Consider the following 23297-nt stretch of genomic DNA (forward strand, 5'->3'; position numbering starts at 1 on the left):
TTACTCCTTTTCTTTTGACAGTTCGTGGCCGCTGAGGATCTCCAGCGCCTGGACGAGGGACGAGTGGTCGGCCTCCGCGCCGCCTGGTCGGGCTGAGCAGGCGCTCATCAGTTGTTGCGCCATCGCGGTGTTCGGCAGCGAGACGCCAAGCGCGCGGGCGCTTTCGAGCGCGAGGTTGAGATCCTTCTGGTGAAGCCGCATGCGAAAGCCCGGGGCGAAGGTCCGGGCGATCATGCGCTCGCCATGCACCTCCAGCACGCGGGACGAGGCAAAGCCGCCCATCAGCGCGGCGCGCACCTTTGCCGGGTCGCAACCGGCCTTGCTGGCAAAGACGAGCGCTTCCGCCACGGCCTCTATGTTGAGCGCGACGATGATCTGATTTGCGATCTTGCAGGTCTGGCCGGCGCCATTGTGCTCGCCGATCAAGGTGATGTTCTTGCCCAGCGTCCGAAAGATCGGCAGCGCGCGCTCGAACTCTGCGGTCGGCCCGCCGACCATGATGGTGAGGCTCGCCGCCTTGGCGCCGACCTCACCGCCCGAGACCGGGGCGTCGAGGTAGCCGGCTCCCGCTTGCCGCAGTTTCGCTGCGAATTCCGCAGTGGCGATAGGGCTTATCGAGCTCATGTCGATGACCAGCTTATCGGCCGACAGCCCCTCCAGGACGCCGTTTCCTCCAAGCAGGACACGCTCCACATCTGGCGTGTCGGGCAGCATGGTCACGATGATCTCGGACATCCGCGCCACATCGCCAGGAGAGGCGACGACCGATGCCCTAAGGTCCTTCGGCAGAGGGGAGCGGTTCAGGACCGTGAAGATCTCATGTCCCGCGCCGACGAGATGGTGCGCCATCGGTGCTCCCATCACACCGAGCCCGATGAACCCGATCTTCATTCTTGAACCCCGTACGAAGGTTGGTGCGTATTGCATCTTGCAGCAAATTATTGCCGTATGATATAGGACATCATACAAATTTCAATGTCCTATCGCTCATCGGAGACTGACCGCAAAATGCAAGAGCGCCTCAACACGCTGAAGGCTGCCGTGTCGGCCGGCCGGGCCCATATCGGCATCTGGTGCTCGCTGGCTTCCGCCCTGACGACGGAAATTGTCGCGGGCTCCGGCGCCGGCTGGCTGCTGATCGATGGCGAGCATAGCCCCAACCATCTGCGCAGCATCATGGCCCAGTTGCAGGTCATGGGCGGCTTCGACAGCGAGGCCGTCGTCAGGCTGCCTTCCGACGATCCCAATCTGATCAAGCAGGCCCTGGATATCGGTGCGCGCAGCCTGATGATCCCCAATGTGCGGACGGCCGATCAGGCCCGCGCCATTGTCGCGGCCATGACATATGCGCCTGGTGGATTTCGCGGCTTCTCGGTCGGTCACCGTGCCAACGGCTTCGGTCGCATCCCCGGTTACCACGCCAAGGCGCGTGAGCAGCAGCTTCTCGCCGTACAGATCGAGGATGAATTAGGCGTCGCCAATGCCGCCGAGATCGCGGCAGTGGACGGCGTCGACGTTCTGTTCGTCGGGCCCGGCGACCTTTCCACCAACATGGGTGCGATGGGCAATCCCGGGGCCGCACACGTTCAAGAAGCGATCGCCTCGGTGCGCAAGGCAGCAACGGCGGCAGGCAAGGCCAGCGGGATCCTGGCTCCCGCAAAGACCGATGCCGACCGCTACCTCGCCGACGGCTTCACCATGGTTGCCGTTGGTTCCGACCTCGGCCTGCTGGCGCGGGGCTCGGATGCCTTGGTCGCTTCGTTCACTCAGTAGACCGGAGATACAGCCATGCCGATCCCCCGGTACAAAGCGCCGTCACGGACCGCCTACGACATCGTCATCGTCGGCGGCGCCGTCATCGGTTCGTCCACGGCCTACTGGCTGAGCCAGGCGCTGGGCAGCGGCGCCTCGATCCTCGTGGTCGAACGCGACTCGAGCTACGAATTCTCGTCGACGGCGCTCTCCACCAGTGCGATCCGGCAGCAATATTCCAATCCGATCAATGTGAAGATCAGCCAGTTCGGCATCGAGGTCATCCGCGGATTTCAGGAGCGTATGGCACCTTTCTACAAGGACGAACCGGCGCCCGACCTCGGCTTCAAGGAGCATGGGTATCTTTACTGCTGTTCACCCGACGGCGTCAAAGCGGCCCGCGAGCGCGTCGATCTGCAGCGCAGTTTTGGGGCCCACACGGTGTTTCTTGAGCCGGGCCCGCTGAAGGATCGCTTCCCCTGGCTCAATGTGGAGGATCTCGGTGGCGGTTCCTGGGGGGCCAGGGAAGAGGGCTGGTTCGATTCCGTGGGGCTGATGAACGGTTTCCGCCGCGCAGCCCGCGCCAGCGGCGTCGAGTATATCGACAATGCCGTGACAGGGCTGGATATCGCCGATGGGCGGGTCATCTCGGTGCGCCTCGCGACCGGACAGACGGTTGCCTGCGGAACATTGGTCAACGCCGCGGGCCCGCGCGCTCAGCAGGTGGCCGCCATGGCCGGCCTGTCGATCCCGGTCGCGCCCTACAAGCGCTACAGCTTCGTCTTCGCCAGCGCCAACCCGATCCCCGGCCGGATGCCCAATGTCATCGACCTTTCCGGAACATTCGTGCGTCCCGAAGGCGAGCTTTTTCTCACCGGCAACACGCCGCAAGGCGACGGACCGGCCGGCTACGACGACTTTGAAATGCACCATGAAGAGTTCGACGACTACATCTGGCCGGCACTCTGGCACCGCATTCCGTCTTTCGACGCACTCAAGGTCCAGACCAGTTGGACCGGCCACTACGAGTACAACATGCTCGACCACAACGGCATCGTCGGCTTCCACCCGCAGGTGACCAATTTCATGTTTGCCAACGGCTTCTCGGGGCACGGGCTGCAACAGTCGCCAGCCGTGGGCCGGGCCGTTTCAGAACTTATCGTTCACGGGGCTTTCCAGACGCTCGATCTTTCGCCGTTCTGTTACGAGCGCATAGATCGCAACGAGCCGTTTCTCGAGGAAGCAGTGATCTAAAGCGAGACGATCGGTCACCCGTTTTATCTCGGGCATTCAGCGTCCAATGAAATTGCATCTTAGTCAGAGACGTCGTGAAAACTACTCGCTTCTCGCCGGGCTTGTTTCCAACGACTGACGAGTAGCCACTCGACCGTCAGTGACAATTGGTTTCGGATCGCTCTATCTTAGCAGGGGCGTCACGAACCCACGGTCGATCGATTTGGTTGCGGCGCTGCCAGATCTCGGCCAGAGGACGCCTCGTGGCGCATGAGGAAACGCTCTATGGCGCGGATGATGGCGATCAACAGCAGATTGATCACAAGGTAGAGCACGCCGGCAATGGCGAAGATTTCGAAGATTGCGAAGGTCTGGCTCATCAGCCGCTTGGCGTAGCCGGTGATCTCGAGCACCGTGATCGTCGAGGCAAGGCTGGTCCCCTTGACGACCAGGATGAGCTCATTGCCATAGGCCGGCAGCGCCTGGCGGATGGCGAGCGGAAACTCGATGCGCCGGAACCGGAGCATGCGCGACATGCCGCATGCCTGCGCCGCTTCGACGAGGCCAACCGGAACCGACATCAATCCGCCGCGCAGGATCTCCGACGTGTAGGCAGCCGTGTTCAGCGCAAGCGCCAGCACGGCGCAGCGCGCGCCGTCGCTGATCAACCACCACAAAGCTGCGTTGTCCTTGATCAGGGAAAGTTGGCCAAGCCCGTAATAGAACAGGAAAATCTGCACCAGCAGTGGCGTCCCGCGAAAGACATTGGAATAATATTTGGCAAAGCCTGACAGGAAGCGGTTCGACGACAGTCGCATCAGCGCCAAACCTAGGCCCAGATTGAAGCCGATCAGCACCGAGACGAACGTTAGTGCCGCTGTGACCCACAGGCCCTTGAGCAGGACGGGAACCGCTAGCTGGATGAGATCCATCATAACTACTTTCTCGTCCTCACCCTGAGCAGGCGTTCGATGCCGTCGAACCCGGCCTGGCTGACGAGCGTAATGGCCAGATAAACCACAGCCGCGATCAGGTAGAAGATGAACGGGTGGCGGGTGGAATTGGCGCCAATGAAAGAAATGCGCATCAGCTCCTGAAGGCCGACCACCGAGACCAGGGCCGTGTCCTTGATCGTGGTCTGCCAGACGTTGTTGATTCCGGGAACCGCGATGCGCAGCATCTGCGGCGCGATGATGCGGCGAAAGATCCGGCCGCCCGATAGCCCGAGCGCGCGCGCGGCCTCGATATGCCCATTGGGGATCGCGCCCAGGGCCCCGCGCACGACCTCGGTCGAATAGGCGCCGGAGATCGCGCCGATGGCGATGACCGCGATGACGAACGCATAGCCGCTCTCCGCGACCCCGGCATAGCCGAAAGCGGTCACGACCTTGGTCACGAATTCAACCGAACTGAAAAACAGGAGGTAGATGATGAGCAGCTCGGGCACGCCGCGCACCAGCGAGGTATAGGCATCAACGAGCAGCGAGAGCGGAAATATCCGGGCCCATTTGATCAAGCCGCAGACAATGCCGATCACCAGCCCGGCCGCCATGCTGACGAGACCCACCAGGATCGTTATCGACGCGCCACGCAGGATGGCGGTCACCCAACCCGCTTCCCAAACCTGCCAGAGACCGAATTCCATCTGAGTTGCCCTAGTCTTGTCGTGCCAGCGAAGCGCATGCGCCCGGCGCTCCGGGCGCATGCGAGGGTTCCAAGGCGTTATTTGCAGGGCCGGGAAATGTCCGTCTTGAACCATTTCTCGCTTGCCTTGCCGACCGAGCCGTCCGCGATCAGCTCGCAAAGCGCCTTGTCGATCTTGGCCTTGAGTTCGGTGTTGTCCTGCGCGATACCGACGCCGATGCCTTCGCCAAGCGTCGGGTCGTATGTGCTCTTGATCTCAACACCGACCAGTTGGAAGTTCTTGCCGTCAGGCTTGTCCAGAAAATCCTGCAAGGCGGATTGATCGGCGAAAGCCGTGTCGATACGGCCGCTCGCCAGGTCGATCTGCATCTGGTCAAGCGTGTCGTAGGTTTTCAGGTCGGCATTCGGTGCACGCTTCTCGAGGAAATGCGCGTGGGTCGTGCCAGCCTGCACGCCGACCTTCTTGCCGTCGAGCGACTTCAGCAGCGTGTCGACGTCGGTGATCGCGGCCAGATCAGAACCCTTGGCCGCTACGAACATGTTGGCCAGTTCGGCATAGCCGACGCTGAAATTGATCTCCTTCTTGCGATCGGCGGTGATCGACATGCCCGAGATGATGACGTCGAAGCGCTTGGCCTTCAGCGCCGGGATCAACCCGTCGAACGCCTGCACGACAAAATGGCAGGTCACCGCGAGTTTGGTGCACAGCAACGCGCCGACATCGGCGTCGAAACCGGTGACGTTGCCACTGGCGTCGGACATGCTCCATGGCGGGTAGGCGCCTTCCGTTCCGATGGACAACTCGCCTTCGGCCGCCAATGCGCTTCCCATGCTTCCCGCGAGACATGCGAGCAGCGTCAAGACTTTCAGTTTCATATCAGTTCCCCTTGTTGTTGGTCTTCATTGCCGTTGTCCGGTACGAACCGGACGCTTCGAGAATGCTTCCCTCACAGTGTCCGTGCCAGGAATTGGCGCAGACGCTCCGAGCGCGGGTTGCCGAACAGCTCCGCGGGCGCACCCTCTTCCTCCACCTTTCCCTGGTGGAGAAACAGAACCTTGTGGGAGACCTCGCGCGCGAACTGCATCTCGTGCGTTACGAGGATCATGGTGTTGCCTTCCTCCGCCAGTTGACGGATCACGCGCAGCACCTCGCCGACCAACTCGGGATCGAGCGCCGATGTCGGTTCGTCGAAGAGGATGACTTTGGGACGCATCGCGAGCGTTCGGGCGATCGCGGCGCGTTGCTGCTGGCCGCCTGATAACTGGCCCGGATAATGAGCGTGCTTGTCGGCGAGCCCGACCTTCTTCAACAAAGCGTGCGCATGTTGGATGGCCTTCTCGCGGGGCTCCTTCAAGACGTGCCGGGGCGCTTCGATGATGTTCTCCGCCACAGTCATGTGCGGCCACAGATTGAAGTTCTGGAACACCATGCCGACGCGGGCGCGGATGCGTTCGACCTGCGCCATATCGGCTGGCCCAAGACGGCCGCTCGACAGCGGCTTCATCTTGATCACCTCGCCATCGATGGCGACCTTGCCGCCATCCGGCTGCTCCAGAAGATTGATGCAACGCAGGAACGTGCTCTTGCCCGAGCCCGACGAGCCGATCATGGAAATGACCTCACCGGCATGGGCGGTGAGATTGACGCCCTTCAACACCAAAAGCGAGCCGAAGCTCTTGTGAAGCTCGTCGATCTGCACGGCCGGCGTGGTGATCTTTGCCTTGTCAGCGGGCGCCGGATCGGCCGCGACGGCAGGAAGGGTTGGCGGCGTCTGTTCGCTGCTGGTGTCCTGGGTTATCTCGACGGTTCGCAGGTCCGCCAGCGCACGATCGAAATAGCGCAGGCTGCTGGACAGGCAGGTGCGTTGCCAGTCTGGGTCATCCGGGATGAAGGCGCAACGCAGGGTGTCGCGGATCCGCTTGCCCAACGGCGAATCGAGCTTGCCGAACAGATGCAGCCAGTTGTCGGCCTGGACCGCTTCCATGACAGCCGGCCCGTCCAACGTGCCGCATTCAACGACAAGCGGCAGCACGCGCGCGTTCGGCATTGCCTTGCGGACGGCATCGGAGACATAGCCGGTCGCCGTCGCCGCGATGCCGGTATCGGTCTTGGCGCCCTGGCCTGTCAGGACTGTCGCCAGCGCCGGCCCGAAGATGGATTTGCCCCAGGCAAGGCCGTCATGCTCGGAACTCGCCACAGAAAGCAGAGCCGGATAACCGTAAGGCCCGGCGCCGGTATGCAGGTCGAAGACGATGGCCTGGCGCGCCGCGCCGGCAAAGGTCTTCAGAATTTCGTTCAAGGTGCGGTTCGACCAGACCGGGCCGCCACCGCCGTAGAACATGCCGTCGGCGAACTCATACTGGCCGGCTTCGACGATCGCCGCCAGCCCGGCATGCCCAAGCCTTTTGCGCGCCCCGGCGAGCTTCTCGTCGGCCGCTATGCGGTCCGGTCCCTCCCACTCGCGATACGCCATGGCGTCGTGCAGGCCGGCATAACCGTTGTTGACGGGAGCACTTGAAGACCAGTCGATGAAGTTGCGGTTGAGGTCGACATTGTCCTCGTTGACGCGCCGCGACCAAGCCGTACCCCAGGGATTGATGAGGTGAATGGCAAGGATGGCTGTGTCGCCGGGCAGGCGCCGCAGGTGCTTCCGGCCGAGCCAGGCGGTCTGGCAAGTCGAGCCGAACGGGCCCTCGACACCATGCGTACCGGAGATGAGCACGATCAGCTTGCGCGCATCGCGGCGGCCAAGCAGCGCCACATCCGTCGCCAGCGTCTCGCCATCCGGGCCGTTCAGCGGATGAACATATTCAGACAGTTCCGCGCCGGCCCGCTCGGCGGCTTCGCGAAATCTCCTGCGAAGGATGGCGAAATCACAGGCATAGGCTGGGGCTGGCTCATCATGGCGCATGGTCGATCCCACCGGATCGCTGGCGGTTGCGGTCAATCCGTTCATTCCCTGTCGTTCCACCGTGGGGCTATTCATCGTTGTGATCGCTCGTGTTCTGAGGTGGCAATCGGCGCTCATTGCCGGAAAGGAGCGGCCTGGAGGACCGGACAAACCAGGCGTCGGAGGGAAGCACCTTGTCGGGGTTCATGATCGACTGATCGTCCAGCGCTCGTTTCACCCGCTCCATCGCGGCGAGCTTCGTCGGGTCAACCGTCGCCAGCAGCGAATGGATGCGCTTGGACCCAACACCGTGCTCGGCGGAAAAAGAACCGCCAATCTCCCGCAGTTGTTGGTACAGGACGCTCTCGGCAGCCTCCGCTACGTCAGGCGCCAGCGGACCCTGACGGTTGAGGATGATATGCAGGTTTCCATCGGCCAGGTGACCGAATACATAGGGCGCCAGACCCGGTTCGATCGCTGCGAGCCGGGGCAGGATTCTGTCGAGATAGGCCGGAATTTCCGACAGAGGCACCGACACGTCGAAGGAAGGCGCTTGGGGATGGGCGCGATAGAGCACGCCGGTGTCTTCGCGCAACCGCCACAGGTCTTCCTCTTGCCGCCGCGAGCCGGCAATGATGCCGGTGGCTTCAGGATAGCGCTCCATCACTTCCGAATAGATACGCTCGAAATCTTCGCGCAGCGCCTCTTCGCGCGCGCCGCCAAGCGACAGCAGCAGGAACAGCGGCTGGTCGAGCGGCACGCTCGGTTCGGACCATTCATGCGCGGCTGCGGCCAGGCTGAAATACGAGGTCCACATCGCCTCCGCCGCGCGCAAAACTCCGGTATCCGATTCAAGCGCCAGATGAATGACTTGCAGCGCCGCTTCGACAGACGGCAGCCCGAAAAGCGCGGTGGCGGTGGCTCGGGGCGAAGGGTCGAGCTTGACGACCACGCGGGTCACGATGCCAAGCGTGCCCTCCGCACCGATGAAGAGATGCTTCAGATCGTAGCCGGCGGAATTCTTCACCACCCGCGTCAGATCGGAATAGACCGATCCGTCGGCCAGCACGGCCTCCAGGCCAAGGACGCGGTGGCGCATGACCCCGTTGCGAAAGGCCATCACGCCACCCGCATTCGTGGACACCATGCCGCCGATCGTCGCCGAACCGCGCGCGGCAAGATCGATACCGGGCTCCAGGCGGTGCTCAAATGCGGCAGACTGCAAAGCTTCGAGCGTAACACCGGCACCGACGATCGCCACGCGCTCGACGGGGTCGAGCCGCTCGATCCGGTTCATGCGTGCCAGGGAAAGAACGATCTCGCCCGGCCGCGAGACACTTCCGCCGACAAGGCCGGTCCGCCCGCCCTGCGGCACGATCGGAATCTCATTTTGACTGCAGATGCGCACCACCGCGGCGACCTCGCCGGTCGATGAAGGCGCAACGACGATGCCGGCGGCGCAATCCGTCCCGTTCGAACCAAGGTCGATCGCCCCGGCATCATCACTGGTCCGCACATTCGAGGCGCCAACGACACGGCGGATCGCGTCGACAACCGACAACGGCACCGCTTGCTCGATCCAGTTCGTTTGCCTGGGAGACGCGTGGCCGCTCATCGCCCCGCCAATCCCTGAAGCGCCGTGATCAGCCGGTCGTTGTCGGCCGGCAAGCCGATGGTGGCGCGCAGATAGTGCTCGTAGCCGGTTTCGCGCCACGCCTTGACGATGATCCCCTGCTTCAGGAGACCGGCGGCAACGCTGGAGCTGTCGCCCTTGCAGTCGAAGAACAGGAAGTTTGTCTGCGACTGGGCAACCCGGAAACCAAGGCCCTTAAGTGCGGCGGCGGTGCGCACGCGCTCGGCTCTGACGCGGCCCGCCGACGCCTTCATCCAGCTTTCGTCGGCCAGTGCCGCAATAGCGGCGACCTGTGCTGCCGCATTGACGTTGAACGGCGTCTTGGCGGCCGCGATCACTCTTGCCAGTTCGAAGCCCGAACAAACGGCATAGCCAACGCGCAGCCCCGCCAGGCCATAAGCCTTCGAAAATGTGCGCAGCACGACATGGTCGATGCTGCTGTTACGCAGGACCTCGATGCCGTCGGGCGCGCCGGGATCGGCGAATTCGAAATAGGCCTCGTCCAGGACAAGAAGCGTGCCGGGCCGCACGGCGCCGATCAGCCGTCGCAGGCCAGCGTGGTCGAGACCCGGCCCGACCGGATTCCACGGCGAGGATATGAAAACGATCCGTGGCCCAACGGCGATCGCCGCTTCGAGCGCGGCAAGATCGAACCCCATCTCGGGTGTCATCGCAATCTTGACGACATCGGCACCGGCAGCCAGCGGCTCTATCTCATGCAGCCCGAAGCTCGGCACCGTGGTGACGACCGAGGCGCCCGGCACCAGGACGGCGCGCGAGATGGCGGCGATCATCTCCTCGGAACCATTGCCGGCAACGATCATGCCAGGATCGATCGCCAGTTTTTCGCCAAGCGCCGCCCGCAGCGCCGTGCAGGCCGGGTCGGCATAGCGCCATGGCTCGAAGGATGAGGAGGCCAATGCGGCCATGACGGCGGGAGAACACCCATCCGGGTTCTCGTTGCTGGCCAGCCGGGCGACATCGTTGCGGCCACTCAGCGCCCGCGCCATCGAGATGTTCATGCCGGCATTGTAGGGCGGCAAGGCGGCGATATGCGGATTGAGCGGCAGGCTCGACGCTGGTTTGACCGACTGTTCCAAATCCCGACTTCCGTTTCCCCGCGCCCACGCGCGGCAATCTTGTCAAATATCGAGGACGACTGATCCGCGCGGCTTGGAGCAGCACAACAGCACTTCGCCGCTTCCAAGCTCGTCCAGCGGTTCTTCGAAATAGGCGATGTCGCCCGAGATCAGCCGCGACTTGCATGTGCCGCAGATGCCGGCCCGGCAGCTGAATTCCGGCAACAGACCTTGGTTCTCGGCGAAGTCGAGCAACGATACGGCCGAGCCATCCCAGACGGCCGTCAGGCCCGACTTCCGAAATTCCACGGTTGTCGCTTCCCCGGCCGGCTCGATCCTTGCCGGCTGCGCTGGAACCGCGGGAACTCGCACTGCATCGGGCTCAAGCACCGTCGCCGGGCCGAAGAATTCGTAGGCAATGCGATATCTTGGCGCGCCAAGCTCGCGCAGCATGACGTAGATCGCCTGCATGAACGGCGGCGGGCCACAGAGGTAGAAATCATAGTCATCGATCGGCAGCAAACGCTGCAGCACGTCCCGCGAAATCATGCCTTCGCTATGGAAGCGCTGCTCGGCCTTGTCGCGCTCGGACGGGTGCCGGTAGCAGAAGTGTGCGGTCAGGCCGGGACGGGTCGAGACCAGGCCGGTCACCTCATCGCGCAAGGCATGCACATCGCCGTTGTCGCAGGCGTGAATGAAGACGGCACGGCGGTCCGGCAACGAAGCCAATGCATGCAGCATCGACACCATCGGCGTCAGCCCGACGCCGCCGCTGAGCAGCACGACTGGACGGTTGCTGGCCTTGTCGAGCACGAAATCGCCGCGCGGCCCTTCCGCCTGAAGCACATCACCGACGTCGATACGGTCATGCAGGAAGCACGAGCTTATCCCATCGGGAAGCCCCGGCCCGGGTGCTGCCTCACGCTTCACGCTGATCCGATAGGAAGCGCTGTCTGGGGAACAGGAGATACTATAGTTGCGCAGCACATATCCCCTTTCGCCGGCGGCCTCCCGCGCTACCGGAATCCGGAACACCAGGAACTGGCCCGGCTGGAAGTCGCGCCAGTCCTGTGGATCGACCGGCTCGATATGGAATGAAGTGATGAGGGCGCTTTCGCGCACCTTCGCGACCACCTTCAGGTCGCGAAATCCGCTTCTTGCGATGGTGTCGCGAGCGGTGAATGCATTCATTCGGCAGCTGCCAATTGCTGGCTCTCGCTGGCAATCAGCTTGGCCAGGTTCCGACGAAAGCGCAGCGGTCCGACATCTATCTTCAGATCGAGATTGGGCGTGCGCTTGTTTGCCATGCCCTTGTGCACGGCATTGAGCACGGTGCGGTCCTCGTCGAAGGCGCCGCGCACAGAGGTGGCGAACTGGCGGGAAACCTCCAAATCGTCGGGGGCGAAATTGCGCATCTGGAACCAGTAATATTTCGTCTGGTTCTCATCGACCGGCGTCATGAAGTTGTAGGAGTCCATGAGGAACACGTCCTCGTGCAGCGGCTTGCCCTCGCCGCCCGTGCGGGCCGGCACGAAGATCGCCTTGATGATGGCGTTGGAGGGGTAGCGCACTTCGTAGTGCTGCTTGCGGTCGCAATTGCCTGAGAATTTGAGGAAAGGCGCATAGAAGGGCGCCGGCGCGGCATCGACCACCCAGCGCCACACGGTCACGCCGTCCGCGCCTACGGTGGTTTCGAGTGGCGCATCCTCCATCGCCTGAACTCCGCCGAAGGAGGACTGGTGGACCCAAGACACATGCGAGGGGTCGAGCAGGTTGTCGGTCATGTAGAGGTAGTTGCAATCGAGCGCCATGGACTCGCCGCGATTGACGCCCCATGCCGGATCGCCCCAGTGGTCGACCGCGAAAATCAGCGCGGGGTCGGCCTTTGCCGTTTCGCCCATCCATATCCACAGCAGCCCGTAACGTTCGGCGATCGGATAGGAACGAACGCATGCCACATGCGGTATCTTTTCAGCACCGGGCACGCGCGTACAGGTTCCGGTGCTGTCGAAGGTCAGCCCGTGATAGCCGCATTCGACAGTGTCGCCCTTGATGCGGCCCATGGACAGCGGCAGCTTGCGGTGGGGACAGGCATCCTCGAGCGCCGCCACCACGCCATCGGTCCGGCGATAGAGGACAATATCCTCGCCAAGTATCCGGGTCGGCACCAGCCTGTCGGCGACCTCATGGTCCCATGCGGCAACGTACCAGCAGTTTCGAAGAAACATGGCGTCCTCCCGAGCTTGTGACGCCTAAACGAATATCTTGCGGGCCTGGGACGACATAGGGCTTGCATCTGCGTTCTATTTTAGAAAAACTAAATCAAGCTGACCCCAGGATCGTTGCCCAGGTGAAGAAGACGCCCCCACTGCGTGCGATACAGGCCTTCGAGGCTTTCGGGAGGCGTGGCAGTGTGACGGCGGCCGCCAACGAACTCGGCGTCTCCGTCGGCGCGGTCAGCCAGCAGATCCGCAAGGCCGAAGACGCCCTGGAGGCGCGGCTTTTGGAACGGCGCGGCAGGAGTGTCGCCCTTACCGCGCTGGGCCGCGTTTACCACGCAGCGGTTGCCGTCGGCTTCGAACACATTCGCGACGCCCAGGATCTCATCGAACAGGCCCGGTCCGCGGACACTTTGACCATCTCCTGCCTGCCGTCGTTGGCCAGCAAATGGATCGGCCCGCAGCTCCTGGATTGGCAGGTCGACCACCCCGGCGCGACCGTGCGGCTGGTGGGCGCCGAGACGGAGCCAAGGCTGGGCGCCGAACAAGTTGACTTCCGTATTTCGTACGGCACGAAATATCGTGATTTCGAGCACTACACCGAACTGTTCACCGACTGGGTGGTGCCGGCCTGCTCGCCGACGCTGCTGGCGAAACATCCGGTCGGCAAGCCCGCCGATATTCTCGATCTGCCGCTTCTCAGCATCGAATGGGCCCGCGATCACCGCTCGCCGCCGACATGGGCGGAATGGGCCGCAAGCATCGGCGCGGTGCACCGCAGAACATCCGGCGAAGTGGCCTTTTCCCTGTCGAGCGCGGCGATCGATGCGGCGGCCAACGGAAGGGGCTTTGTGCTGGCGCAACTGTCGATGGCTGCCGACGATATCGCGTCGGGCAGGCTCGTCGCCCCGTTCGACAAGCGGATCAGGCTGCCGGAACCTTATTTTTTGGCTTGGGATCGGGCCATTCTTGAGAAGCCTTTTGGTCCTGAGCTGCGAGCCTGGATTGTTTCGATTTCCAAGCGACTGGGCGCAACCTTAGCCGGATAGTCGAACACCGATCTGGAGACACAAGTTTGCATCTGCCGAGTTCGCGCGCACCAGCGTCTTAAGAGATCCAGACATTGGTCGGCGGTGTGCGGTCCCACGGATTGCTTCGGTTTGCCCTAGATATCTCGACAAAAGTCCGCTTTTTTCGCCCTTCTTGCACCGCTAGCCGTCGGGCGGCTTTGCGACCCAAAACAGCAGCGTTCGCGCCCTCAAGTCAACAGGGGTTCACTCAACTTCCCTGCTGTACGAGATCCCGGCGAACTCGGAGCCCCTGCTTGAGCAAATCCCGACGTACACGAAGTCCTGGCCCCGCCCACAATCGTAACGCCGGCTTCCTCATCAGCGTCCTGTAACCGGCGACGGGTCTCCAACGTGACCGTGTCGTCATTGCCTGTAACAATTAGATCAAAAGTTTTCTGGCCTGCGAGAGGCGGCCTGCTGTTTTGCTCGAATCACTTGCGATGGAAGGTGCGGCGTTTCGGTGGCAGCCCCAGCGCGCTTTGAAATGGGATAATCCCTCGCAGATCGCCTTTGCAACGGGGATACCAATCTCGGATCGCGAAAGATCGGCGAACCAGACCTGCGAACCACAAACTTCGCCGATTTCATTCAGCAGGTCGGTGACGTTGCTTTCGCCAGCGCTTTCCAGGCCGTCGGCAGGCCTGCCGATGGCGAAACGAAAGTTGCGCACGTCAGCGAAACGCTTCCAGCGGGTCATCCGACAATCGTCATCGCTCATCGTTTTATTACGGGGCCGTTCTGCCCTTTCGGCATGGGCCTGCATCGCAGCTTCGGATTGTATCAATTCCAAAAACGCGGACCGGGCGGCAGCAACCATATCGAAGCTGCACCCGAAACCCACCGCCATATGCTCGCCACTGTCTTCGCAGCTGATCGCCGCCGTCACGATGGCCGTGCGGAAGGACGAGATATCGAGAAGCCAGAGCCTGCGTCCCGTTTCTTGGCGATGCTGCTGGATGTGAGACGCCAAGCCTTGGTCATCAAGCCGCGCGATATCCAGCCGCTTTCTCAGGGAGCCTCGGTGCCACCATATCCCTGTGGCGTCTCGTTCGACGAGTTCAAGCAAGGCGCGGGTTCTTGCATCGGCCCGCGTTGTGCCAGCGGCGCAACCATTGGTGTCGACGTTCAAGCTGCAATCGCCATATGCGACGTCACCAAAGCGGCCATAGCAGAGAAACGCCGGACAAAGCGCGACCCTATCGTCATGGAAGCTGCGAACGGACGCCCATAGCTGAGGATTGTTCAGATGATCCGTTGAAGGGATACTGTCCCAGCCACGCCACACTCTGTTGAGCCGATCGCGATGTCGGATCTGTTCCAGCGAAAAGCCCAATACCTGAATCGCATCGATCCTCATTCCATCGCCTGGAGAGCCGATGCGTGCTGACGCCGTGACGTCTTCGGCTCTGCAGGCCCAGCTGGAAATCTCCGCGGCCTCTCCGAGGCAAGACAGCACGGCCGTGCCGGCATCAAAGCCTTTGCCACTTGCTGTGAATCGTTTCTCATTCCCTTCGAATGGAGCAATGTTGGACATAGCCAGGAATCCACCCGGAACATCGAACACTTCAACGCCAATGTCGTAGCGTGTCGCGAAGTGCAAAAGGGGCAGCCCATTCTCGGGCGCAGCGACAAGGGTCGCAGCCAGATTCTCCAAAACATCCAAATCATCTTCACTCGACTGGCGGTCCCAGGTCGGGTCGTCTTGGTTCACCGTCATCGGCCGGCCGTGATGCATCAGCAGAGCAAGCGTTGTCCAATGCGACCCGCGCAACAGCATGTTGGCTCTTTCAATATCTTGGCTTCTGCTGTTTACGTAGGGTAAGCGGTGGGCGCCCGTTGGCGACCGAGACGATAGCCGGCGGAGTTGACAATTTCCACAGACGGTCTGGCGATTAGGCTAATCGGCGGTTTCGAGCTTCGCAAGGGCTCGGAGACGTTCTCGTTGGGCAAGCGGAAGGCCTGCGCGATTCTCGCCTATCTGTTACTGAGCGGCAGGTCACGCGAGACGCGCGGGCGACTGGCGGCATTGCTTTGGAGCGAGCAGGACGAGGAGCATGCGCGCGGATCACTGCGCCAGTGCATAAAGGATCTCCGACGCCTGGCAAGCGAGACCAGGCTTAATTACCTCGCGGTCGACAAGCTCGTCCTGGGAATCGATCCGACTGCAATCCGTTCCGACATCGATGAGCTTGAACGTGCGCTCGACGACCGCAATTATGACGGTGCGCTGCTCCTGCTGGCCAAAGCCAGGGATGGACTTTGCGCCGGGTTGGACGATTGCGATCCTGTCTTCGACAACTGGCTGAGAATGCAGTCGACGATGATAACCGACAGGCTGGTGACACGGCTCGCAGCCTGGCTGGCGGCCGAGACAGACCCGAGACAGCGCAAATCCATCGCTGCGTGCATCCTGCAACTTGATCCGTTTTTCGACGATGCCGTGGTGGAGACCATTCGGAGGGTCTGTGAGGAAAGCGGTTATGCCCGCGCCCTAGCGTTCTTCGACCGCTACGCGGCCGAACTCAAAGCGGACATGGATCTGCGACCACCGGCAGAAATCCTCCACCTTCTAGAGGCGCTCAAGCCGGGCAACGACGGTGAAAAGCGGGCGGCTGACCCCGACCTTGCGCAAAGCGATCACGACAGCCGCATCCCAGGGAAGCCGACAATCGCCATCATCATTGCCAGGCGCGAAGCAGAGAACGAACACCTGCAATTTGCCTTGGCGACAGAGCTTCTGGCTTCGATTTCCCGATTTAGGCATTGGACAGCCGTGTCAACGGAGTTGCAAGCCGGTGAATTCTCACTGGATCAGATGCATCAGGCGGCAGGCGAACACGTGGATATCGGCGTCCTCATCCGTCTGATCGACACGGATGGACCAGCAGTGTTCCAAATTACCTGCTATGACTTCCTGCAAGAAGGAGAAGCCTTCGTTCTCACCGTTCCGTCGGATCCGTCTTCCTGGCGCTCGGCCTTCAATGAAGTTTGCGCACGCTTTTCCGCGCGCCTGCAGATTGCCTTGTCCAGTGCCAGGCTGCATCGCATATCGCAAGCTTCCCCGAACCATTTCTCGGCCTATGATTGCTGGCTGGACGGACAGCGGCTTTCGATCATGTGGCGAAAGGACACCGAAGAAGCTGCCATCGCCCGCTACGAGGAAGCCATCCGGCTTGATCCCGATCTGTCCTGCGCCTATTCCAGCCTCGCTGCGGTGCTCAACTCGCGTTGGATCGTCGTTCCGGGTGCATCGTCGATCGAGCAGGATCTAAAGCGCGCATTCGAACTGGCCAAGCGTTCGGTTCTGCTCGACCCATTCGACCACCGCAACCAGGTAAATCTGGCCTGGAGCCACCTTCTGGCGCGACGCTGGGAGCTGGCCGATTTTCACTTCAGCCTTGCACATGAGCAAAATGCCGGGAACCCCGCGACGTTGATTGCCTACGCGCTGGCCAGCTCCTTCATGGGTGATCATCAACGGGCATCGGAGCTTTCGAAGCGCAGTTTCGACCTCAATCCCATGCCCGACGCTCACTATCATGGCTACCAGGCGACCATTGCCTTTCTCGCCAATGATCTGGAGGGGTGCGTGGCCGCTGCGGTCAAGAGCGATCAACTGTTCGCCGACATCCACGGCTGGTCGGCGGCGGCACTTGCGTTGCTGAAACGCAACCGCGAGGCCGGGGATGAGTTCAGACGTTTTCTACGCAACCTAACGGCGGCGTGGCAAGGGCCGGGTAGGCTTGACCGCGCTGTCGCCGTGGAGTGGTTCAAGACCGCTTTTCCGATCCGGTTACCAGTCGATCAGGAGAAGCTGGCCCGTGGCATCGAATTGGCAGCCCAGTCGGGCTGACACGGCCGAACCGTTGCTCGCAATTGCGCCGGGTTTCACTTGCAGCGTGACATCACGTAGTCGCCGAGGCGCTTATGATATGCGCTCAAACGGTTTTTCTTTATTTGATCGGGCGGGCCGGCGTTCGGGTCGAGATTGTAGTGATCGGGAAATGTATAGTCCTCACCGGGTCCATCCGCCGGCGCAATGGTGGCGATCGTTTGCTCGACGTCGCCGGTGAAGGGAAAGGCGATGTTCACGATCAGGTCTTGGTCGAAGTATGGTTGGATGGTGATCTCCTCCCAGGTTTTGTCCCTGGGCGTCATGAACCCACGCAGCAGGTCCTTCATCGCCTCCTGATCTCCACTTCTGAAGATCGCTTGCTTGGCCGGATCCTTGATCAGGTCTCGGATGAATTCGCCAAGCGCCTCGAACTGCACATCTTTGAACTTCACCATGTCCACTTCCCCCGCTAAACCAGATTGAGCACTGTAGCACTGCCGTTATCAGCGCTATTGAAAACCCTGACTGCCGAGCAGGCCGCCAAGCACTTCATCCGATACCTTCGCAGTATCATTGAGATCGAGCAGTCCTGCCAGCGTTTTTGGCTCTACGTCCGGAATGAGCCTGCGAGAGGTGATATCCGTATCGGCAGCCTTGAACAGTGCGGATGCGATCGTGGCGGCCACCACATAGGAGCCAACTGGGCCAAGATGGCTGCCGTCATTACCAAGAACGGACGCCTCCTGGATGATATAGTAGGAGAGAGGTGTTTGCCTCAGGAACTCCGGGTACCGTTGCAAAGCGGCCCGAAGTCGGCCGGCGTTGTAGACGTAACGTTTGGCGCAGGCGGCCGTGGGAAGCATGTCATTGCCCGTCAGGACCGGCACATCGATACTGTTGTCGCCCAGGGCGGTCTTCACCGCACCGGCCACGTCCTGCCCGGATGGCAAACCAAGGTCGTAACAGCGCCAGCAATCCATGAAGGCAACCGGCCGGACTGTGCCGTTCAATTCCGCACTCAGGCCGGCAATCGTCAGTTCTTTCGACAGGAATGGTCCTATGCGCCGGGCACTTTGAGCTTTCGACGGGGTGTCGGCTGAGGCAAACCGGTTCCAGTCGACAATCCAGTTCTCGGGTATTGGAATCTCCCCACCCGGGCGCAGGCTGGAAAAGGACAGCATTTTGCGCAGATTGGCTGGTTCTTCGACCGACCTGTCGTTCACGACATAGAACTGCCGGACCATGGCGTGGGCAAAGCGCGACGCACCGAAGGTGAATTCCAAAGGCAGCGCATTGAAAGTCTCAAGTGCCGAGACTCCGGCGCCAAGAAAATCGTCACTGGCGAAAAAATGGTCCCATATTTCCGGAGCCAGAACTTTTCTCAGATAGTCGTTGATGATCACAGTGCGGTAAACCGAGGTCAGATAGATCCTGGCACGCTTGTAAGCTTCTGCTGGGTCGGTGCCGATGCCAAGCAGCAGATCCACGATCCTGTTGTGGATGCCCATGAGTGTGCAGAGCAGTTGCGACAGGACAAGATTGTCGTCGTTTCGCGGATCCGCCACCAAGGGCCGATAAGGCGATCGCCGACCCTCGACACTGATAAACTTGCCCGAGAAGTCGATGCGCGGCAAATCACGGCCTTGCATGGTCTTACCGTCGACCGGAAGCATACTGCCTTTCATGCAAGGCAAGCCGATCGGAAAGCGGCAAGCCGACAGGTCCGCCCCATCCGCAACATCGTAGAGATGGGCGTCGACGATTGGCCCCCGCCCATAGAGCCCCGAAAGGTCAAGGCCTTGCGAGGACGCGTTCTTCAAATGATGGGTTTTGCCTGTCGGCTTGGGCAATCCGAATATTTGGCTGAAGACGATGTCATGGAACACGAATTGGCCGAAATAGGTAAAACCGGCTGGCGTAGGGCTGAGATCGCTGCCTTCAAGTCCATCGGTCGGGCCGACCATTTCCGCCGTGATGTCCAGCAAGCCCGCCTTGGTGCGGTCGATGGCGCTCTCGTCTTCGGTTGCGTCAAACAAGGCGATCGGCACGTCCGCCAGGGACGGGAAGAGCCTGATGCCTCGCAAGGTCGGCTTGTCGTTGAGGCCGTCGTCTGAATTCTGGTTTGACCGGTTCGGTATGTTGGCGGCTTCGAAGGAGGACGTTTCGCCGTGGAGCATCGAAGTAGACCTCGTTTTCCAGAAGGATGAATGCGGCCAGGCGAGTAGCTTGGCATGAATCCGGGAGTAGAAACAGACTTGCCCGTCGGTGGTCTGAATGGCGCGGCCCCAGAGCAGAGCGACATTGCCGAGGCGATCATGACACTGACGGATCGAGCTTCGGGCCCGCCGAGACGGCGGTGAACAGCACACAGGACAGAATGACGCCCGCACCCAGAAGCCCGTCGGGCGAAAGCCGTTCACCAAGCAGAGCGGCAGCGGAAATGGCGGCGAACACACCCTCTCCGCTGCAAATCACCGCCGCATGGGACGAAGTGGTGTAGCGCTGTGCAGAAGTCTGCAGGCAAAAGCCGACAGCGGTCGAGAACACACCAAGCATGATGAGTTCTGGCCATGCTGCCATAATTGCCTGAAATGTCATTGTGCCCTGCAGGGCGAAAGGTAGCGTGGCAACGGCCGTGCCGATGAACTGTGCGGCCGCCGTCGCGAAGGGATGGCCATGTGCCTGCACATGCCGCCCGAGTTCGACCGTCCATACTGCAAAACAGATTGCAGTCAGGACGGCGAAAGCGTCGCCGGCGGTTGCCGAACCATTGAAGCCGCCCGCCAGGAGAGCCGATCCCACGACCGTCAGAATTGCGACGAATAGGATCAGTGCACTTGGACGCTCCCTCATGATCAGCCACGCGGCGATCGGCGTGATAACAGTGGAAGCGCTGATAAGGAGGCTCGAGTTCGTCACCGTCGTGCTGACATAGGACAATTGCTGGACCACACAGCCGAGGGCAAAAAGCAGAACCACTCTCGCCACACTTGGAAACCAGCCGGTGTTGGTTTCGGGGTCGCGCTCCCGCACCGCGAATGGCAACGTCACCAGTCCGGCGATCACGCTGGTCAGGAAAACAACCGCCATGGGATCGAGGTGGGCCAGTATGGTCTTGTGGGACACATTGCCCACTCCCCAAATGAGCGCAGCAAGCATTAGCAAGGAATTTGCCTTGAATCTGGACATGATTGATCGCATCACCACAGCGGGCAATGGCTCCAACGGTTTGTGATCGGGTTTGAAAGCGATGATCGGGGCCGACGGACCCCGTCATCGTCGAGGTGGCTGGTGTTGCGCGGAAGAACGCGTCTTTTGGTTCGCGATCTATCCGGGGCCAGCACTCGATATATGTGATCTGCGCAAGACGGGGATGGTGGGCAGCAGGACGGGCGTTGGCGGTTCGTTCTGCTCGAAACTGACGCTGCGCTGAAGAAGCGGAAGGATGGCCTCCGGGGTTGCCGAAACCATTTGCGTGCATCGAGTTGACGAGTTCATGAAGCCAGCCTCGGACATGCTCTCGAAGACGCCGAGAAGTGGTGACCAGAAGCCTTTGAAATTCGCCAGGACCAGCGGCTTGCAGTGCCTTTCCAGCTTGCGAAGCGTCATGACCTCGGTCAGTTCCTCAACGGTTCCGATGCCGCCAGGCAAGGCTACAAATGCATCCGCGTAGTCAAACATGAGCTGTTTGCGGATACTCATGTCGGGAACTGAAATCGTCTGGCATCCCGATAATAGCATTCTCATCCGCTCGATCAGGAACTGCGGGGTGATCGCGATCACGGTTCCACCCCCTTCTGCTGCGGCAATAGCCACCTGGCCCATCAGGCCATCACAGCCACCGCCATAGACCAGGCGAATACCTGCTGCGGCTATCGTCTCGCCAAGGATGGTGGCGCAACGGGCGTGGTCGGGATCGTTGCCAAGCATGGCGCCGCCGAAAACGCAGATCGTGCCGATGCGTCGCTGCAAGGGATAGGAGCGGCCGATCTGTTCTGCGGAATTGTCGGATGATGATCCAAACATGGTGTCTCTCCAAATGAGGTTGGAATAGCGAAGCTTGATCAGCCGGCGGAATGATCGCGGGCTGCGCGAGGTTGGCTCGATCGGAACAGAAGCAGGTCAGCCCAGGACCAGAGCAGGTAACAAACGAGAAGGCTGGCGGGCGTAGACCAATGCTGTGGCTGTTCGACTTCGAATTTGAACAGCGATGCACAGAGTTCTGTCCCGGCGGCGATGAGGGCCGGCAGCCGGCTGAGAAGGACCATGACGCGAAACGGGTCGGGGCCGTATTCCGACAAGTTGAGGATCCGGACACCGGGTCGGTGGCAAGCACTGCCGAATTTTCCAACGGAATGAAGCAGGCCCGATGTCAACGCCAGCAACGGATGGCCAAGTTCAAACAGGGCCAGGCCAAGGCAACCGGCACCAACGCCGGACAGGAAATCACCCAGGCGGTTGAGATTTTCCCTAGGCTTGAGACGCCCGTTCCAGGCGCGATGGTAGATCTCGCCGCTGGCGAAGAAGATCGCCGTCGCCGAGGTCATTGCGATCGCAGCGAAATTGCCCGTCAAATAATGGCTGATGGCGGCCGGCGCGCCTGTCCAGAGGAGTTGGTTCAGATCGCCGGATACGAGAATCTGCGCCGTAATCCCCTGACAAAGACCAATGAGGTTGCCGACATTGTAGGCTCCCCCAGGGCCAGACATCCGTGCCGTTAACGCGCTGCGCCAAGCAAGGAGGCGCGGAGACCGAACCGTGAAGGATGAGGCTGTTTCGCGAGCTGAAATTTCGACTGGGGCTACACGCAGCGGCTTATTGATGTTGAGCGTCATGTCGGGTTCCTCCCTTATGACGCATGCTTTGCAGTGCTCCGCGTGATCTCAACGTGAATTGCGCTGGAATGGGTCCGTCCAGGCTAACAGGCAGATCGCATTGGCGGTTCCTGCAAGGTGACGGTTGATCTACTTCTCTCAATTGCCTCGGCCAGCCTTATCCCGCGGCGAGCTTCTGTGTCGGCGGGGCCTTGCAGCCCTGGCCGACGACATTGTCTAAGCGGGTCGCCTGCCGAGCCTCCATTGACAGCCATCCGGATGCACGGGCCGCGAAGACCGGAAATCATCTCTCGACGATCATGCGAAGACACCGGGGAACGATGATCGTTATTTCACGCTGAATTACGCTGAGTTGCCCAACATCACAGCCGCAACGCCAGACGGACATCCGCAAAAGGCTGAGCGGTCGAACCTGAACCTCAACTGAATCCAAGGATGGAATTCGATCATGCTACGCAGCTTGACGAAAACATTCACCGCCATCTCGACAATCGCGGTTCTCATGGCACCTCTGATGACTCCCAATGCGGCCTACGCGAACAGCACCACCGTTCCGCGCAAATGCATAAACGGCGTGGCAAGGTGCGCATCTCGCTATCCAGCAAGCTTTCGAGACCACCCATTTCAATTCAGCGGGACAGTGCAACGCACCTTACTCCCGAGGTTGGCGCAATGCTCGCCGGGTCGGCATCCATCTCAAGCTCCTTCGAACGCCCGGCTTGTCTGAGGGTCTTCACAAAATGTTACGTAAGGGAACGTTCGCGCCTGACTCTTCTTAGGCAATCGAGGCGGTTGTCGCCTCGTGCATTGTGAAGGAGAAGAAGAATGCCCAATCAAGGTGGTAGCCACGAACAGCATGTGAAGGCAGGCCAGCAGAGCCACAAGAATGCCGACAATAAAAACCGTCAGCAACAGCAGGCCGCTGGTGGTGGTCAACGGCAGCAGGGCGATGGATCCGGCATGCGTGGTGGAACCCACGAACAGCACGTGAAAGCTGGCGAACAAAGTCACAAAAACCGCTGATCGCGGGTGATTTCAGCAGACCCACCCCGAAGTATCGGGGTGGGTCTGATTGCATCTGAAAGAGGTGCTATCGACGACGCCGC

20 protein-coding genes are annotated in these 23297 nt (G+C 61.0%); 5 read left to right on the plus strand and 15 right to left on the minus strand.

Annotated elements, in window-relative coordinates; translation table 11 throughout:
* Positions 1 to 891 (minus strand): 2-hydroxy-3-oxopropionate reductase, encoded by an 891-nt coding sequence (locus LB559_RS21730; protein WP_024503253.1) that lies wholly within the window; start codon positions 889 to 891, stop codon positions 1 to 3.
* A gap of 117 nt (positions 892 to 1008) precedes the next feature.
* On the opposite strand from LB559_RS21730, the gene LB559_RS21735 reads away from it, so the two are divergent.
* Both LB559_RS21735 and LB559_RS21740 read left to right on the plus strand, forming a co-directional pair.
* Positions 1009 to 1773, plus strand: coding sequence for an HpcH/HpaI aldolase family protein (locus LB559_RS21735; RefSeq protein WP_024503252.1), 765 nt, complete (start codon positions 1009 to 1011; stop codon positions 1771 to 1773).
* A 15-nt stretch (positions 1774 to 1788) separates the two neighbouring features.
* Complete coding sequence (locus LB559_RS21740) at positions 1789 to 3006, plus strand: NAD(P)/FAD-dependent oxidoreductase (protein ID WP_024503251.1); 1218 nt, start codon at positions 1789 to 1791, stop codon at positions 3004 to 3006.
* 179 nt (positions 3007 to 3185) lie between these two features.
* On the opposite strand, the gene LB559_RS21745 is transcribed toward LB559_RS21740, so the two are convergent.
* The 8 genes from LB559_RS21745 to LB559_RS21785 all read right to left on the minus strand — a co-directional run bounded on the left by LB559_RS21745 (position 3186) and on the right by LB559_RS21785 (position 12460).
* On the minus strand, positions 3186 to 3917 hold the full coding sequence (locus tag LB559_RS21745; protein ID WP_063173765.1) for an ABC transporter permease: 732 nt from the start codon (positions 3915 to 3917) through the stop codon (positions 3186 to 3188).
* A gap of 5 nt (positions 3918 to 3922) precedes the next feature.
* Positions 3923 to 4630 carry an ABC transporter permease gene (locus tag LB559_RS21750; protein ID WP_063168719.1) on the minus strand — a complete coding sequence of 236 codons (708 nt, stop codon included), beginning with the start codon at positions 4628 to 4630 and terminating at the stop codon, positions 3923 to 3925.
* A 77-nt stretch (positions 4631 to 4707) separates the two neighbouring features.
* Positions 4708 to 5505, minus strand: a complete 798-nt coding sequence (locus LB559_RS21755; RefSeq protein ID WP_224674940.1) for a transporter substrate-binding domain-containing protein — start codon at positions 5503 to 5505, stop codon at positions 4708 to 4710.
* 71 nt (positions 5506 to 5576) lie between these two features.
* The gene (locus LB559_RS33055) at positions 5577 to 7541 is read right to left on the minus strand and encodes a DUF2817 domain-containing protein (protein ID WP_411970109.1); all 1965 of its coding nucleotides are present in this window, start codon (positions 7539 to 7541) and stop codon (positions 5577 to 5579) included.
* Positions 7542 to 7608: 67 nt separating this feature from the next.
* Positions 7609 to 9135, minus strand: coding sequence for an FAD-binding oxidoreductase (locus LB559_RS21770; protein WP_224674941.1), 1527 nt, complete (start codon positions 9133 to 9135; stop codon positions 7609 to 7611).
* A complete protein-coding gene (locus LB559_RS21775) occupies positions 9132 to 10253 on the minus strand; it encodes an aminotransferase class I/II-fold pyridoxal phosphate-dependent enzyme (RefSeq protein WP_013530416.1) in 1122 nt (373 codons plus the stop codon). Before LB559_RS21775 ends, LB559_RS21770 begins: the two co-directional genes overlap by 4 nt.
* Positions 10254 to 10295: 42 nt before the next feature.
* Positions 10296 to 11423: a 2Fe-2S iron-sulfur cluster-binding protein gene (locus LB559_RS21780; protein ID WP_224620679.1), complete on the minus strand. Its 1128-nt coding sequence runs from the start codon at positions 11421 to 11423 to the stop codon at positions 10296 to 10298.
* A complete protein-coding gene (locus LB559_RS21785; protein ID WP_224674942.1) occupies positions 11420 to 12460 on the minus strand; it encodes an aromatic ring-hydroxylating dioxygenase subunit alpha in 1041 nt (346 codons plus the stop codon). The genes LB559_RS21780 and LB559_RS21785 overlap by 4 nt, the downstream gene beginning before the upstream one ends.
* Before the next feature lie 122 nt (positions 12461 to 12582).
* Here LB559_RS21785 and LB559_RS21790 point away from each other — a divergent pair, with 122 nt between their 5' ends.
* Complete coding sequence (locus LB559_RS21790) at positions 12583 to 13500, plus strand: LysR substrate-binding domain-containing protein (protein WP_013530419.1); 918 nt, start codon at positions 12583 to 12585, stop codon at positions 13498 to 13500.
* A 400-nt stretch (positions 13501 to 13900) separates the two neighbouring features.
* Here LB559_RS21790 and LB559_RS21795 read toward each other — a convergent pair whose 3' ends face one another.
* Positions 13901 to 15298 (minus strand): YcaO-like family protein, encoded by a 1398-nt coding sequence (locus LB559_RS21795; protein WP_224674943.1) that lies wholly within the window; start codon positions 15296 to 15298, stop codon positions 13901 to 13903.
* Between the two features lie 165 nt (positions 15299 to 15463).
* Here LB559_RS21795 and LB559_RS21800 point away from each other — a divergent pair, with 165 nt between their 5' ends.
* A complete protein-coding gene (locus tag LB559_RS21800) occupies positions 15464 to 17374 on the plus strand; it encodes a hypothetical protein (RefSeq protein WP_063168714.1) in 1911 nt (636 codons plus the stop codon).
* 35 nt (positions 17375 to 17409) lie between these two features.
* On the opposite strand, the gene LB559_RS21805 is transcribed toward LB559_RS21800, so the two are convergent.
* From LB559_RS21805 to LB559_RS21825, 5 genes are all read right to left on the minus strand, one after another.
* Positions 17410 to 17811 carry a hypothetical protein gene (locus LB559_RS21805; RefSeq protein WP_013530422.1) on the minus strand — a complete coding sequence of 134 codons (402 nt, stop codon included), beginning with the start codon at positions 17809 to 17811 and terminating at the stop codon, positions 17410 to 17412.
* A 54-nt stretch (positions 17812 to 17865) separates the two neighbouring features.
* Entirely contained in the window at positions 17866 to 19776 is a 1911-nt protein-coding gene (locus LB559_RS21810) for a peroxidase family protein (protein ID WP_224674944.1), read from the minus strand.
* Complete coding sequence (locus LB559_RS21815) at positions 19670 to 20545, minus strand: DMT family transporter (RefSeq protein WP_164755109.1); 876 nt, start codon at positions 20543 to 20545, stop codon at positions 19670 to 19672. Before LB559_RS21815 ends, LB559_RS21810 begins: the two co-directional genes overlap by 107 nt.
* 138 nt (positions 20546 to 20683) lie before the next feature.
* Entirely contained in the window at positions 20684 to 21382 is a 699-nt protein-coding gene (locus tag LB559_RS21820; RefSeq protein ID WP_013530425.1) for a TIGR00730 family Rossman fold protein, read from the minus strand.
* A gap of 38 nt (positions 21383 to 21420) precedes the next feature.
* Entirely contained in the window at positions 21421 to 22191 is a 771-nt protein-coding gene (locus LB559_RS21825; protein WP_013530426.1) for a hypothetical protein, read from the minus strand.
* 825 nt (positions 22192 to 23016) lie between these two features.
* Between LB559_RS21825 and LB559_RS21830 the strand changes: the two genes are divergently transcribed.
* Entirely contained in the window at positions 23017 to 23214 is a 198-nt protein-coding gene (locus LB559_RS21830; RefSeq protein ID WP_013530427.1) for a hypothetical protein, read from the plus strand.
* The last annotated feature ends 83 nt before the right edge of the window (positions 23215 to 23297 follow it).

Source organism: Mesorhizobium sp. BR1-1-3, from assembly GCF_020165455.1.
Taxonomy (GTDB): domain Bacteria; phylum Pseudomonadota; class Alphaproteobacteria; order Rhizobiales; family Rhizobiaceae; genus Mesorhizobium; species Mesorhizobium ciceri.

Excerpts from the sequence above, each read along its gene's own strand:
- LB559_RS21730 (WP_024503253.1), bottom strand. The coding sequence starts at position 891 with ATGAAGATCGGGTTCATCGGGCTCGGTGTGATGGGAGCACCGATGGCG.
- LB559_RS21735 (WP_024503252.1), top strand. The coding sequence starts at position 1,009 with ATGCAAGAGCGCCTCAACACGCTGAAGGCTGCCGTGTCGGCCGGCCGG.
- LB559_RS21740 (WP_024503251.1), top strand. The coding sequence starts at position 1,789 with ATGCCGATCCCCCGGTACAAAGCGCCGTCACGGACCGCCTACGACATC.
- LB559_RS21745 (WP_063173765.1), bottom strand. The coding sequence starts at position 3,917 with ATGGATCTCATCCAGCTAGCGGTTCCCGTCCTGCTCAAGGGCCTGTGG.
- LB559_RS21750 (WP_063168719.1), bottom strand. The coding sequence starts at position 4,630 with ATGGAATTCGGTCTCTGGCAGGTTTGGGAAGCGGGTTGGGTGACCGCC.
- LB559_RS21755 (WP_224674940.1), bottom strand. The coding sequence starts at position 5,505 with ATGAAACTGAAAGTCTTGACGCTGCTCGCATGTCTCGCGGGAAGCATG.
- LB559_RS33055 (WP_411970109.1), bottom strand. The coding sequence starts at position 7,541 with ATGCGCCATGATGAGCCAGCCCCAGCCTATGCCTGTGATTTCGCCATC.
- LB559_RS21770 (WP_224674941.1), bottom strand. The coding sequence starts at position 9,135 with ATGAGCGGCCACGCGTCTCCCAGGCAAACGAACTGGATCGAGCAAGCG.
- LB559_RS21780 (WP_224620679.1), bottom strand. The coding sequence starts at position 11,423 with ATGAATGCATTCACCGCTCGCGACACCATCGCAAGAAGCGGATTTCGC.
- LB559_RS21785 (WP_224674942.1), bottom strand. The coding sequence starts at position 12,460 with ATGTTTCTTCGAAACTGCTGGTACGTTGCCGCATGGGACCATGAGGTC.
- LB559_RS21795 (WP_224674943.1), bottom strand. The coding sequence starts at position 15,298 with ATGCTGTTGCGCGGGTCGCATTGGACAACGCTTGCTCTGCTGATGCAT.
- LB559_RS21805 (WP_013530422.1), bottom strand. The coding sequence starts at position 17,811 with ATGGTGAAGTTCAAAGATGTGCAGTTCGAGGCGCTTGGCGAATTCATC.
- LB559_RS21815 (WP_164755109.1), bottom strand. The coding sequence starts at position 20,545 with ATGTCCAGATTCAAGGCAAATTCCTTGCTAATGCTTGCTGCGCTCATT.
- LB559_RS21820 (WP_013530425.1), bottom strand. The coding sequence starts at position 21,382 with ATGTTTGGATCATCATCCGACAATTCCGCAGAACAGATCGGCCGCTCC.
- LB559_RS21825 (WP_013530426.1), bottom strand. The coding sequence starts at position 22,191 with ATGACGCTCAACATCAATAAGCCGCTGCGTGTAGCCCCAGTCGAAATT.
- LB559_RS21830 (WP_013530427.1), top strand. The coding sequence starts at position 23,017 with ATGCCCAATCAAGGTGGTAGCCACGAACAGCATGTGAAGGCAGGCCAG.